A 16619-nucleotide genomic window follows, 5' to 3' on the forward strand; every position below is an offset into this window, starting at 1 on the left:
ATGTTATCCATTAACAAACCACTTTGCACACTTAAGAGAACGGAATATGGCACTCAGTCGCCTGTGTCCGGAAATCTACTAACAGTACTTGGGCTGCATGTTTTGCTGCTTTTTTCTTCAATTCAGGTTGCTACGGGGCAGGGGACTGTGATGGGCTCTGCACTCGTTCCGCCTTCCACTGACTGTGAGCAGCCGGTTGTTGTGGCTGTCTCTACCGCACAGGAAACGGCATGTGGAAACCAGGATGGCAAAATCAGCATACAGGTTCAGGATGAGGAGCAGGACGCAACCTATACCGTTATCCTGACTCAGGAGAAAAAACAGGTACAGTATAGCAGCCTTTCGGCTCCCAATGGGATGGTCAAAATCTCCAACCTGGTGCCTGCTGGTTTTACAGGCCTTCAGATTGTCCGGGAACAAGACGGTTGTGCTTCGGCTTTTTTCGATGAACCATTTCTGATAAAGCATGCCTGCCTGCCTGCCAACACCAGGAATACAACCTGTGGCGGGGGCGTATTTCCACATCAGAACTGTGAAGGGCAAACTATTTACATTAATGGCAATAACATCGCACCGCAGACTTTTATCTACCTCGACGATGATTACCTGGGCTGCATAGGTTACGTCAACAGTAACTGCCAGATTGAACAGGAAGAAGGGGTGTACTGTGGTGACCATCAGCTTACGGAGCCGACTCCAAATAACGGGTACGACTACGGAGAAGTTGTGTTTACCAAAGAAACCGGACTGGTCAGTAACCTTGGAATTTCTGAACTGGAAGCAGAGCGCATTAATTGGATAATGTGTAACGGCCCCGCCCAGGGCTATTCCAAATCGGATATCAACCAGGCCATCTGGCACTTCTCTAGCGGCTACAGCAATTGTAATGCCCTCTGCCAGGCTGCAGAAGGGGCGGTGAATACCGTACAGGGAGGCATTGACAGCCAAATGGAAGTTTACATGCCTCAAAGCAGCAATATTCAACCATTCATTGTGAATAGCTGTGCTTGTGTAGCGTCGGTCGATGGCTTGTTTGTCAACGATGATAATGGCGATAATAATGTCTTAGAGATCACAAATGGTGCAATGCTCGATCTCAACACACTGCCTGCGAACTTCCGCCTTGAAGCTGACGTAAGCGGTTTTGTAGGCAGTGTTAGGTTCACGATCACCGGTGATGACAATAGCACGAATGTCGAGAACTCAGCACCTTATAATGCTCCGGGAGGGTCCAGTCTATGGAATCCAATAGCGGGGAATTATACGGTAAACGTAAAGGTATATTCCCTGCCAAATGCAGTGGGTGTGCTATGTGCAGAGGAAACTATTTCCTTTTCCATTTTCCCAGGGGGCACTCCTCCGGTACCAACTACTCCGGCGCCTGATACCTGGGCCTATGATTGTGATGATAATGTAACCATCGATTTCTACGGTAGTGGCGCCAATTGTTCTGATAATCCAGATGCGGAAGTGATTATCAACAACACCGCAGGCGTCTTTCAAACGGTGGTCGAAGTGGTATATAAAAACCAATACCCGGGTAGTGAGGTCGTCGTCACAGCAGGCGGGACCAATTATATATTGCCTGAGGTTGATATCAGTGGCACAAGTTCCAGCGTTTATGTCTACCGGGGGCTGATCGCTGCGCCAGTTGGTAGTGTGAGCCATAATACTGAAACGAGCGGTTGTGGTAGCCAAAACGGCCTGCAGTCACTCACTGCCTACGCTTTCAGAAATACAACCATTAAGCGTGCTTCGTCCGGTGAGTTCACGGAGCTGAGCGGATTTTGCGACCTGCAGACTTTTAGCATTGCTATACCAACCGATGATCAGGAACGCGACCTTTCCATATTACTACCTATCTCAGAGCTTACTGATGATGGACGATTCATGACCATACGTGCCAATGCAGGTGGTGTTACCGGGTCCACAACGATCTTCGGCCCGGATGGTGATTGTTGTCAGGCCGCGCCTGTAATCAACCTGCAAAACGTACCAGGTTCTGTCTCATCGGTAACCATTGAAGTGGACACCCGCAGTAGCCAAAATCCGAATGGCAGCGGTTGCGGGCAGTCATGGGTTATTGCCGGCCTGACTTATGTGGATGTGGATTGCCCGGAGCCTTTGAGCTCAGACTATGGGGATGCACCAGATTCATACGGCAGCATCTGCTACTACATCGACGATGCTAACCCGACCCGCCTGGGCGCAACGGTAGACAGCGACGACAATTTCCAGAGTAGCGCTAACGCTGATGGCGATGATAACGATGGCAATAATGATGATGACGGCGTTACCTTTACTAATCCTTCCGGATTAACAGCGGGCGCTTCTGAATCAGTTACCGTCACATGGTCGACTAATGACAATGATTCCTACATCTCTGCCTGGATCGACTTCAACCAAAACGGAACTTTCGATGCCAACGAAAAGGTGATCGACGATTTCGAGCAAGGCGCATTTAATAATACTTCCACAGGGGCTGAATCTTTCACCTTTACGGTACCAGTAGATGCAGTCTGCGGTACAACTTTCGCCCGCTTCATCATCACCAGCGATCCCAACGAAGGGCCGACCGGTGATTTTTGCAATTCCGGCAACACCTCTGATGATGGGGAAGTGGAAGACTATCAGGTGACCATCCTTAGCGGATTGGAAGCTGAAATTACTGGTAGCGATGTTGTTTGCTCCGGGGGAACAACCACACTCACCGCTAGTGGAGGGACTGCCTTCATTTGGAATACAGGTGAGACAACTGCTTCCATTAATGTTGGGGCTGGAAATTACAGTGTAACAGTGACCAACAATAGTGATTGCTCTGACGCAGCCTCTTTTGCTGTTTCGGAAAGTGATTTGCTGGAAGTTGGCGTTTTTAGTACTGATGCAGGCTGCACCATTAATAATGGCACAGTGGCTGCTGATCCTTTTGGTGGCACTTCGCCATATTACTATTTATGGAACACCGGTGCGACCACAAGTAACCTTACCGGATTGTCGGCGGGGATATACACTGTGACCGTCACCGATGCGAATGGGTGTACCGCAACAGGACAGACAGAAGTTGGCACCACCACCGGCCCATTGGCGAATATAGAGTGTGTCGACGACCCCGTTGTCCACCGCACTGCGTCCAACAGCAGCAAGACCTGCGGTACACTGGTTTACGGATTCTATACAGGAAATATGCTCAACAACTGGACCAGTGAAAAACACTGGACTATTTCAGATACCGACTTCAAGGAATATTCGAACGGTACCGCTGTGATGAACGCCACAGCCGTAAATAAATCGAATGCCAACCTGATTTTTCATATCAACGTAGTATTCGCGGGCCGTACTTACGCTACTCCATCGGGAAGTCCGAAAGAGAGCACACAGTGCGTAGGCAATTTGGACAACAGCGACTGGTACTACTACACGATCACCAAAGGGAATATGGCTGGTGCCGGCGACTTGGCAGGCGCACAGGTGTCCTTCGATCGTGCTGGTCCTTCTTTCCAGGTCGGTACAGGCGCTAACCTGAATGACGCCGGTAAGTTTGGCGCTTCCGGCTGGCTAAACCTAAACATCAATAGCCAACCTGCAAATGGCCCGGCTCTTATAGGAGGTGCCATGGGTGACTTTAATATCAATCTTTCCGGTGCTACGCTGCCAGAAGAACTGGCAAGCGGCTGTCTTGAAATATGTGTTGGCGAATCTGTAGAACTCTTTGCTAATGCTACCGCAGGTACACCGGGCTATACTTATCAATGGAGCACCGGATCAACAAGTGCGCAGATTACAGTGTCCCCAACTCAGACCGCCACTTATAGCCTGACTGTTACCGATGCGAATGGCTGTACAGATGTAGCAACAGCAACTGTGACCGTCAATGATCCGCCATCAGTTACTGCAAATGGAACAGATGCAACATGCGGTGAATCCAACGGTAGTGCAGAAGCTGTAGCCAGCGGTAACGCGCCTTTCACTTATGACTGGAGCACTGGGGCAACAACGGCTGTTATCAATAATCTGTCGGTCGGCACCTACACGGTTACGGTAACGGATGCGAACGGCTGCCAGGCCACTGCAAGCACAACGATTTCCGATCAGGGCGGTCCCACCCTTGCCATCAGCCCAACGGACGTAGACTGCTTCGGCGCCTCCACAGGAGGCGTAAGCCTGACGGTGAACGGCGGCACGGCCCCATTCAGCTATGAGTGGAGCAACGGCGCAACGACAGAAGGCCTGAACAACGTAGCGGCGGGCACCTACAGCGTGACCGTGACGGACAACAACGGCTGCGAAGCCACCGCAAGCACAACGGTCAGCGAGCCGTCTGCATTGAGCCTGAGCATCTCAGGTGAAGACGTGGACTGCTTCGGCAACGCGACCGGCTCAGCTGATCTGAGCGTCAGCGGCGGCACGGCACCATACACTTATGCATGGAGCAACAACGCCACGGTTCAAAATATAGACAACCTGGCAGCAGGCACTTACGAAGTGACGGTGACGGACGCGAACAACTGCGAAGCCACAAAGAGCGTAACCATCAACGAGCCGTCTGCATTGAGCCTGAGCATCTCCGGCGAAGACGTAGACTGCTTCGGCAACGCGACCGGCTCAGCTGATCTGAGCGTCAGCGGCGGCACGGCACCGTATACTTATGCGTGGAGCAACAACGCCACGGCTCAAAATATAGACAACCTGACAGCAGGCACTTACGAAGTGACGGTGACGGACGCGAACGGTTGCGAAGCGATAGAGAGCATCACGATCAACGAGCCCACGGAGCTTGAGGCCGGCGCGACAAGCGTATCCTCTACCTGCGGTGCAGCGAACGGCAGCGTTACAGCGACAGCGACAGGCGGCACGATGCCTTACACCTACGTATGGAGCACGGGCGATCAGACAGCGATGGTAAGCGGCCTGATGGCCGGCACCTACACGGTGACGGTGACAGACGCGAACAACTGTACGGCTACGGCCACCGCGACCATCTCCGACGAAGGCGCGCCGACCCTTGCGATCAGCGCGACTGACGTAGACTGCTTCGGCGCCTCCACAGGGGGCGTAAGCCTGACGGTGAACGGCGGCACGGCCCCATTCAGCTATGAGTGGAGCAACGGCGCAACGGCAGAAGACCTGAACAACGTAGCGGCGGGCACCTACAGCGTGACCGTGACGGACAACAACGGCTGCGAAGCCACCGCAAGCACAACGGTCAGCGAGCCATCTGCATTGAGCCTGAGCATCTCTGGCCAGGACGTAGACTGCTTCGGCAACGCGACGGGCTCAGCCGATCTGAGCGTCAGCGGCGGTACTGCGCCATACACTTATGCATGGAGCAACAACGCCACGGCTCAAAATATAGATAACCTGGCAGCAGGCACTTACGAAGTGACGGTGACGGACGCGAACAACTGCGAAGCCACAAAGAGCGTAACCATTAACGAGCCGTCCGCCCTAAGCCTGAGCATCTCCGGCGAAGACGTAGACTGCTTCGGCAACGCCACCGGCTCAGCCGATCTGAGCGTCAGCGGCGGCACTGCGCCATACACTTATGCATGGAGCAACAACGCCACGGCTCAAAATATAGACAACCTGACAGCAGGCACTTACGAAGTGACGGTGACGGACGCGAATGGTTGCGAAGCGATAGAGAGCATCACGATCAACGAGCCCACGGAGCTTGAGGCCGGCGCGACAAGTATATCCTCTACCTGCGGCGCAGCGAACGGCAGCGTTACAGCGACAGCGACAGGCGGCACGATGCCTTACACCTACGTATGGAGCACAGGCGATCAGACAGCGATGGTAAGCGGCCTGATGGCGGGCACCTACACGGTGACGGTAACAGACGCGAACAACTGTACGGCTACGGCCACCGCGACGATCTCCGACGAAGGCGCGCCGACCCTTGCGATCAGCGCGACTGACGTAGACTGCTTCGGTGCCTCCACAGGGGGCGTAAGCCTGACGGTGAACGGCGGCACGGCCCCATTCAGCTATGAGTGGAGCAACGGCGCAACGACAGAAGGCCTGAACAACGTAGCGGCGGGCACCTACAGCGTGACCGTGACGGACAACAACGGCTGCGAAGCCACCGCAAGCACAACGGTCAGCGAGCCGTCTGCATTGAGCCTGAGCATCTCAGGTGAAGACGTGGACTGCTTCGGCAACGCCACCGGCTCAGCCGATCTGAGCGTCAGCGGCGGCACGGCACCATACACTTATGCATGGAGCAACAACGCCACGGCTCAAAATATAGATAACCTGACAGCAGGCACTTACGAAGTGACGGTAACGGACGCGAACGGTTGCGAAGCGATAGAGAGCATCACGATCAACGAGCCGTCTGCATTGAGCCTGAGCATCTCCGGCGAAGACGTAGACTGCTTCGGCAACGCCACCGGCTCAGCCGATCTGAGCGTCAGCGGCGGCACGGCACCGTATACTTATGCGTGGAGCAACAACGCCACGGCTCAAAATATAGATAACCTGACAGCAGGCACTTACGAAGTGACGGTGACGGACGCGAACGGTTGCGAAGCGATAGAGAGCATCACGATCAACGAGCCCACGGAGCTTGAGGCCGGCGCGACAAGCGTATCCTCTACCTGCGGCGCAGCGAACGGCAGCGTTACAGCGACAGCGACAGGCGGCACGATGCCTTACACCTACGTATGGAGCACAGGCGATCAGACAGCGATGGTAAGCGGCCTGATGGCGGGCACCTACACGGTGACAGTGACAGACGCGAACAACTGTACGGCTACGGCCACCGCGACCATCTCCGACGAAGGCGCGCCGACCCTTGCGATCAGCGCGACTGACGTAGACTGCTTCGGCGCCTCCACAGGGGGCGTAAGCCTGACGGTGAACGGCGGCACGGCCCCCTTCAGCTATGAGTGGAGCAACGGCGCAACGACGGAAGATCTGAACAACGTAGCGGCGGGCACCTACAGCGTGACCGTGACGGACAACAACGGCTGCGAAGCCACCGCAAGCACGACGGTCAGCGAGCCGTCTGCATTGAGCCTGAGCATCTCAGGTGAAGACGTGGACTGCTTCGGCAACGCCACCGGCTCAGCCGATCTGAGCGTCAGCGGCGGTACTGCGCCATACACTTATGCATGGAGCAACAACGCCACGGCTCAAAATATAGATAACCTGACAGCAGGCACTTACGAAGTGACGGTAACGGACGCGAACGGTTGCGAAGCGATAGAGAGCATCACGATCAACGAGCCGTCTGCATTGAGCCTGAGCATCTCCGGCGAAGACGTAGACTGCTTCGGCAACGCCACCGGCTCAGCCGATCTGAGCGTCAGCGGCGGCACGGCACCGTATACTTATGCGTGGAGCAACAACGCCACGGCTCAAAATATAGATAACCTGACAGCAGGCACTTACGAAGTGACGGTGACGGACGCGAACGGTTGCGAAGCGATAGAGAGCATCACGATCAACGAGCCCACGGAGCTTGAGGCCGGCGCGACAAGTATATCCTCTACCTGCGGCGCAGCGAACGGCAGCGTTACAGCGACAGCGACAGGCGGCACGATGCCTTACACCTACGTATGGAGCACAGGCGATCAGACAGCGATGGTAAGCGGCCTGATGGCGGGCACCTACACGGTGACGGTAACAGACGCGAACAACTGTACGGCTACGGCCACCGCGACCATCTCCGACGAAGGCGCGCCGACCCTTGCGATCAGCGCGACTGACGTAGACTGCTTCGGCGCCTCCACAGGGGGCGTAAGCCTGACGGTGAACGGCGGCACGGCCCCATTCAGCTATGAGTGGAGCAACGGCGCAACGACGGAAGATCTGAACAACGTAGCGGCGGGCGACTACAGCGTGACCGTGACGGACAACAACGGCTGCGAAGCCACCGCAAGCACGACGGTCAGCGAGCCGTCTGCATTGAGCCTGAGCATCTCTGGCCAGGACGTAGACTGCTTCGGCAACGCCACCGGCTCAGCCGATCTGAGCGTCAGCGGCGGCACGGCACCATACACTTATGCATGGAGCAACAACGCCACGGTTCAAAATATAGACAACCTGGCAGCAGGCACTTACGAAGTGACGGTGACGGACGCGAACGGTTGCGAAGCGATAGAGAGCATCACGATCAACGAGCCGTCTGCATTGAGCCTGAGCATCTCCGGCGAAGACGTAGACTGCTTCGGCAACGCCACCGGCTCAGCCGATCTGAGCGTCAGCGGCGGCACGGCACCGTATACTTATGCATGGAGCAACAACGCCACGGCTCAAAATATAGACAACCTGGCAGCAGGCACTTACGAAGTGACGGTGACGGACGCGAACGGTTGCGAAGCGATAGAGAGCATCACGATCAACGAGCCCACGGAGCTTGAGGCCGGCGCGACAAGCGTATCCTCTACCTGCGGCGCAGCGAACGGCAGCGTTACAGCGACAGCGACAGGCGGCACGATGCCTTACACCTACGTATGGAGCACAGGCGATCAGACAGCGATGGTAAGCGGCCTGATGGCGGGCACCTACACGGTGACAGTGACAGACGCGAACAACTGTACGGCTATAGCTAGCACTACAATCGTAGACGAAAGTGCTCCTGAGCTTGTCATCGTCCCAACGAGCCCTGACTGTTTTGAAAAGCCAACGGGCAGCGTTGATTTGACTGTAAACGGCGGTACCGCTCCATTCACCTTTATGTGGAGTAACAATGCAACGACAGAAGACCTGAACAACGTAGCGGCCGGCAACTACAGCGTGACCGTTACGGACAATAACGGCTGCGAAGCCACCATACAAACCACAGTTACTCAGCCGGAGCAATTGGAGCTTTCTATTGCAGGTCAGGACGTGGATTGTTTCGGCAATGCAACAGGTGCTGCTGATCTGACGGTGACCGGCGGTACTGCTCCATACACTTACGCATGGAGCAACAACGCTACTACACAAGATATTACGGATCTCGTTGCGGATACCTACAGTGTAACTGTAACGGATGCGAACGGATGCCAGGCGTTTGATCAGATTCTGATTGAAGAACCGGCGGTACTCGCCCTGACGATTATGGGTGAGGACGTAGACTGCTTCGGCAATGCTACCGGCTCGGCTAACCTGGAAGTAACCGGCGGTACAGCGCCTTATACCTACATTTGGAGTAACGGTGCAATTACCGAGGATATTAACGGGCTCCTGGCCGGTACTTACGAAGTAACCGTAACCGATGCTAATGGATGTGCCGCAGAGGAAACGGTAGTCATCGATCAGCCGGATAACTTAACCGCAATTACAGGCAGCGTAGCTTCCACTTGTGGAGATGCTAATGGGTCGGTATCCGTCGATGCAGCTGGTGGTACAGAACCATACACCTACAATTGGAGCAATGGGGGAACCACGGCTATGGTCACAGACCTGCTGGCAGGCGATTACTTTGTTACAGTAACGGATGCGAATGGTTGTCAGACCACCTCAAGCACTGCTGTACAGAATATCGGAGGCCCACAGGTCATGGTGAACAGCCCATCTGCATGCCCGGATGAGGAGGTTAGCCTCACGGCAAGCGTTTCAGGCGGTACTACTCCGTTTACTTTTGAGTGGGAAACCTCGGAAACAACAGCAAGCATAACGGTATCTACAGCGATTACCGCTACCTACACCGTGACGGTTACTGATGGCAATGGTTGCGAAGCCGTGGCTACAGGTACCGTAACTATCTTTGAAACTCCGGTAGCTGATGCCGGAGAGGATACGGCAATCTGCCTGGGTGAAAGTCAAGAGCTGATTGCATCAGCCACCAATGGCACTGCTCCGTACACTTACCTTTGGAGCACGAACGAAACAACAGCCGAAATTACAGTTAATCCAACGGTTACCACAACCTACCAGGTTACCGTGACCGATAACAACGGCTGTGAAGATATAGACGAAGTAATGGTCACCGTCAATCCGCTACCCGTAGCTGATGCCGGTGATGACGTAACTGTATGCCTGGGGCAGTCCATAAGCCTTATGGCTTCCGGCATGAACGGCACCGCACCCTATACTTATACCTGGAGCACCAATGCTACAACCGCAGGTATCACCGTTACGCCAACTGAAACGACAGATTACTTCGTGACCGTAACGGATGCGAATGGTTGTATCGATGTGGATATGGTAACGGTTACCATTGACCCGAATCAGTGTGCAAGCATTGGAGACTTTGTCTGGGAAGACCTCGACCGCGATGGAGTACAAGACAGCGGAGAGCCGGGTATCGAAGGCGTGCCGGTTAGCTTACAAGATGAGAATGGAGTTGAAGTCGGAACTACAGCTACTGATATGAACGGCTTCTACCAGTTCACAGGGCTGATCCCTGGTGATTATCAGGTACAGTTTGGTACGCCAACCGGCTTTAATCCTACATTAGATAATGTTGGAGATGATGCCATGGACAGCGATGCTGTAGGGGGGATCAGCCAGATCGTGACCGTCAATAACGGAGACAATATCACCACGATTGATGCAGGCTTCTACGCCCCGGCTTCCATTGGAGACTTTGTATTCCTGGATGAAAATGGCAATGGTCTGCAGGACAGTGGAGAGCCTGGTGTTTCCGGCGTAACGGTATCCCTGACAGATGCAGCCGGCAACCCGGTAACGGATGCCGATGGCAACGCCGTGTTCGCTATCACTACAGGTACAGACGGGCTTTACAGCTTTACTAACCTGATCCCCGGTGACTATATCGTTAACTTCAATAACCCTAATGCCACACAGGAGCTGACGGGTGAGAATGTGAACGGCGAAGCCGACGATGAAGGCAGCAATGATAGCGACGCTAACTTTAGCACGGGCAATTCTGACGTCGTAACTCTGACTAGCGGTGAAAATGAGCCTGATATTGATGCAGGCTACTTCCCGCTGCAGGCATCTGTAGATATTGAGAAAGCCACCAACGGGCAGGATGCGGATACGCCAGAGCAATCTGTGATCGTTTTTGTCCCAACGGATGACAACCGTCAGCCTACCGGAGAGGCGACCGTAACCTGGACTTACGTAGTGACTAATACAGGTAACACAACTCTGGTCGACCTGGAGGTCGTAGATGATCAGGAAGGCATGGTAGGCACAATTGCCAGCCTTGCGCCTGGTGAGTCTGAAACCTTTATGATTTCAGCAGAAGCTGGTCTGTGGCAATACATGAACCTCGCCACCGTAACAGGACAACCGGTCGGTGCAGATGGAAACCCTGTGCTTACAACAGTGACCGATGAAGATCCATCTCACTATATCGGCCTCGATATCAATATCGAGAAAACTGCCGATAAGACAGAAATTTGTGCCGGCGAGGAAGTCACCTTTACCCTCACTACTCGTTTGATTGGTGGTGCACCGGGTATTGAACTTTGCAATGTAAGTGTGGACGACTCCAACCTGCCTGAAGACCTAATGCCTGGCGATGCCTTCTTTATTGGGACTGATGCTGACGGCGATGGATGCGTGGATTTCATGGATGAGGATGGTGATGGCGTAAACGACGAAGAGTTCGTTTGGGTCTATACCGTTGTGTATAATGAAACGACTACCAATATCGCTTCGGATATGGCAGACGTCATCTTCAACGGCGTCAATACCGGTATGACTATCGATGAAACGGACGAAGTGACCATTACCGTAAATCAGGACCTCTGCGCAAGCATTGGGGACTACGTATGGAGTGACCTCGACGCCGATGGTATTCAGGATAGCAATGAACCCGGTATCGAAGGGGCGGAAGTCAAACTCCTGGATGCTGATGACAACGTGCTGGAAACAACATCTACTGACTTTAATGGCTTTTACAGCTTTACTGAGCTGACCCCGGGTGACTATAAGGTGATGTTTACCACACCAACCGGCTTTACTGCCAGCCCTGACAATGAGGGCGTTAATGATGAAGTAGACAGTGATGCTGTCGCAGGTATGACCGGTATCATCTCACTTGAGACAGGAGAAACGGATAATTCAAATGATGCTGGTTTTGTGGCACCACCTGTCATCACACTTGACAAATCGTTTGTTAGTGCGGTGCAGCAGCCGGATGGCAGCTTTGATGTTACCTATCAGGTGACCGTTGAAAACACGGGTGGTATCACAACTTATGACCTGGAAGATACACCGGGCTTTGATGATGACATTACAATCAATAGTGCAAGCTTCACCAGTGATGCTCCTGGCAATACAGGTGGTACGTTGAGTGGCAGTGTGTACAGCCTTGCAGAGGATCAGATCATTGGTAATGGCGTATCTCATGTGTACAATATCCTGGTTAATGTGGGTATCAGCATGACCGATCAGGTAGGCAACAATACTTACACAGGTTGTGGCAGTGCAACTGGTACGCCACAGGCAGGTGAAGGCTTGTTTAACCTTGCCGGACTTGACTTAAATAATGACGGGACACCAGAATTTACAGATCAGGCATGCGGCGATTTGCCAGCTATTGAACTGGAGAAAAACTTTATCAGTGCAGTTCAGCAAAGCAACGGCGTTTATACTGTGACTTATGAAGTATCGGTGGCTAATAGCGGAGGAGCAGCAGGTGCATACGACTTGTTGGATACGCCCGGTTTTGACGATGACATCACAATCACCGGAGCTGCATACACCAGCAATGCAGCCGGCAATACCTCTGGTACGCTGACTGGTAATGGTCCATGGACACTTGCTGATGATCAAAGTATTGCTGCCAATACCACACATCTGTATACGCTCACTGTCAATATTGCCTACAATGTAAGCGATGGGCAGGGTGATGATATTTATACGGCATGTGGAGCCACCACGGGTACACCACAATCTGGAGAAGGCTTATTTAATGAAGCTGAAATCGACCTGAATAATGATGGAACGCCTGAAGATACAGATGAGGATTGCGGAGACCTGCAGTTGATCGACCTTGAGCTGACGAAAGTAGTGGACAACGCCACGCCGAACGTAGGCGAGGAAGTCACCTTTACGGTCACGGTAGAGAACCAGGGCCCAAGCGACGCCACCGGCGTAGCGGTTCGGGACAACCTTCCAAGCGGCTACACATTTGTGAGCAGCAACGGCGCGTACGATGACGCCACGGGCATCTGGACAATCGGCGATCTGGCCAACGGCGCGTCCGTAAGCATAGAGATTACGGCTTCAGTGAACGCCACAGGCGACTACTTCAACGTAGCCGAAGTGAGCGAAGCGAACGAAGACGATACCGACTCCACACCAGACAACGACGACGGCGACCAGTCTGAGGACGACGAGGACAGCGCGGAGACCACTCCAAACCCGATCATCGACCTTGAGCTGACCAAAGTAGTGGACAACGCCACGCCGAACGTAGGCGAGGAAGTGACCTTCACGGTCACGGTAGAGAACCAGGGCCCAAGCGACGCCACCGGCGTAGCGGTGCGGGACAACCTTCCAAGCGGCTACACCTTTGTAAGCAGCAACGGCGCGTACAACGACGCCACCGGCATCTGGACAATCGGCGATTTGGCCAACGGCGCGTCCGTAAGCTTAGAGATTACAGCAAGCGTTAACGCCACAGGCGACTACTTCAACGTAGCCGAAGTGAGCGAAGCGAACGAAGACGATATAGACTCTACACCAGACAACGACGACGGCGACCAGTCGGAGGACGACGAGGACAGCGCGGAGACGACTCCAAACCCAATCATCGACCTTGAGCTGACGAAAGTAGTGGACAACGCCACGCCGAACGTCGGTGAGGAAGTGACCTTCACGGTCACGGTAGAGAACCAGGGCCCAAGCGACGCCACCGGCGTAGCGGTGCGCGACAACCTTCCAAGCGGCTACACGTTCGTGAGCAGCAACGGCGCGTACGATGACGCCACGGGCATCTGGACAATCGGCGATCTGGCCAACGGCGCGTCCGTAAGCTTAGAGATCACGGCTTCAGTGAACGCCACAGGCGACTACTTCAACGTAGCCGAAGTGAGCGAAGCGAACGAAGACGATACCGACTCCACACCAAATAACGACGACGGCGACCAGTCGGAGGACGACGAGGACAGCGCGGAGACGACTCCAAACCCGATCATCGACCTTGAGCTGACGAAAGTAGTGGACAACGCTACGCCGAACGTCGGTGAGGAAGTGACCTTTACGGTCACGGTAGAGAACCAGGGCCCAAGCGATGCCACCGGCGTAGCGGTTCGGGACAACCTTCCAAGCGGCTACACCTTTGTAAGCAGCAACGGCGCGTACGATGACGCCACCGGCATCTGGACAATCGGCGATTTGGCCAACGGCGCGTCCGTAAGCTTAGAGATCACGGCTTCAGTGAACGCCACAGGCGACTACTTCAACGTAGCCGAAGTGAGCGAAGCGAACGAAGACGATACCGACTCGACACCAGACAACGACGACGGCGACCAGTCGGAGGACGACGAGGACAGCGCGGAGACGACTCCGAACCCAATCATCGACCTTGAGCTGACCAAAGTAGTGGACAACGCCACGCCGAACGTCGGTGAGGAAGTGACCTTCACGGTCACGGTAGAGAACCAGGGCCCAAGCGACGCCACCGGCGTAGCGGTGCGTGACAACCTTCCAAGCGGCTACACCTTTGTAAGCAGCAACGGCGCGTACGATGACGCCACGGGTATCTGGACAATCGGTGATTTGGCCAACGGCGCGTCCGTAAGCTTAGAGATTACAGCAAGCGTGAACGCCACAGGCGACTACTTCAACGTAGCCGAAGTGAGCGAAGCGAACGAAGACGATACCGACTCCACACCAAATAACGACGACGGCGACCAGTCGGAGGACGACGAGGACAGCGCGGAGACGACTCCGAACCCAATCATCGACCTTGAGCTGACGAAAGTAGTGGACAACGCCACGCCGAACGTCGGTGAGGAAGTGACCTTCACGGTCACGGTAGAGAACCATGGCCCAAGCGACGCCACCGGCGTAGCGGTGCGGGACAACCTTCCAAGCGGCTACACCTTTGTAAGCAGCAACGGCGCGTACAACGACGCCACGGGCATCTGGACAATCGGCGATTTGGCCAACGGCGCGTCCGTAAGCTTAGAGATTACAGCAAGCGTTAACGCCACAGGCGACTACTTCAACGTAGCCGAAGTGAGCGAAGCGAACGAAGACGATACCGACTCGACGCCAGACAACGACGACGGCGACCAGTCGGAGGACGACGAGGACAGCGCGGAGACGACTCCAAACCCAATCATCGACCTTGAGCTGACGAAAGTAGTGGACAACGCCACGCCGAACGTCGGTGAGGAAGTGACCTTCACGGTCACGGTAGAGAACCAGGGCCCAAGCGACGCCACCGGCGTAGCGGTGCGCGACAACCTTCCAAGCGGCTACACCTTTGTAAGCAGCAACGGCGCGTACGATGACGCCACCGGCATCTGGACAATCGGTGATCTGGCCAACGGCGCGTCCGTAAGCTTAGAGATTACAGCAAGCGTGAACGCCACAGGCGACTACTTCAACGTAGCCGAAGTGAGCGAAGCGAACGAAGACGATATAGACTCTACACCAGACAACGACGACGGCGACCAGTCGGAGGACGATGAGGACAGCGCGGAGACGACTCCGAACCCAATCATCGACCTTGAGCTGACGAAAGTAGTGGACAACGCCACGCCGAACGTCGGTGAGGAAGTGACCTTCACGGTCACGGTAGAGAACCAGGGCCCAAGCGACGCCACCGGCGTAGCGGTTCGGGACAACCTTCCAAGCGGCTACACCTTTGTAAGCAGCAACGGCGCGTACAACGACGCCACCGGCATCTGGACAATCGGTGATCTGGCTAACGGCGCGTCCGTAAGCTTAGAGATCACGGCTTCAGTGAACGCCACAGGCGACTACTTCAACGTAGCCGAAGTGAGCGAAGCGAACGAAGACGATACCGACTCGACACCAGACAACGACGACGGCGACCAGTCGGAGGACGATGAGGACAGCGCGGAGACGACTCCAAACCCAATCATCGACCTTGAGCTGACCAAAGTAGTGGACAACGCCACGCCGAACGTAGGCGAAGAAGTGACCTTCACGATCACCGTTGAGAACCAGGGCCCAAGCGATGCCACCGGCGTAGCGGTTCGGGACAACCTTCCAAGCGGCTACACCTTTGTAAGCAGCAACGGCGCGTACGATGACGCCACCGGCATCTGGACAATCGGCGATTTGGCCAACGGCGCCTCCGTAAGCTTAGAGATTACAGCAAGCGTGAACGCCACAGGCGACTACTTCAACGTAGCCGAAGTGAGCGAAGCGAACGAAGACGATACCGACTCGACACCAGACAACGACGACGGCGACCAGTCGGAGGACGACGAGGACAGCGCGGAGACGACTCCGAACCCAATCATCGACCTTGAGCTGACGAAAGTAGTGGACAACGCCACGCCGAACGTCGGTGAGGAAGTGACCTTCACGGTCACGGTAGAGAACCAGGGCCCAAGCGATGCCACCGGCGTAGCGGTTCGGGACAACCTTCCAAGCGGCTACACCTTTGTAAGCAGCAACGGCGCGTACGATGACGCCACGGGCATCTGGACAATCGGTGATCTGGCCAACGGCGCGTCCGTAAGCTTAGAGATTACAGCAAGCGTTAACGCCACAGGCGACTACTTCAA

Annotated in this window: 1 protein-coding gene (only partly in view); it reads left to right on the forward strand. The window is 54.8% G+C overall.

From position 1 onward, the window contains the following. Window positions 1-16619, forward strand: partial view of an SdrD B-like domain-containing protein gene (locus ACO08I_RS19770; RefSeq protein ID WP_421946862.1) — the 5' portion only. The gene runs 10579 nt beyond the window's last position; only the first 16619 of its 27198 coding nucleotides appear in the window; its start codon is at window positions 1-3; the stop codon falls past the right edge of the window.

The sequence above is a fragment of the Phaeodactylibacter xiamenensis genome, assembly GCF_965229835.1.
GTDB lineage: Bacteria > Bacteroidota > Bacteroidia > Chitinophagales > Saprospiraceae > Phaeodactylibacter > Phaeodactylibacter xiamenensis.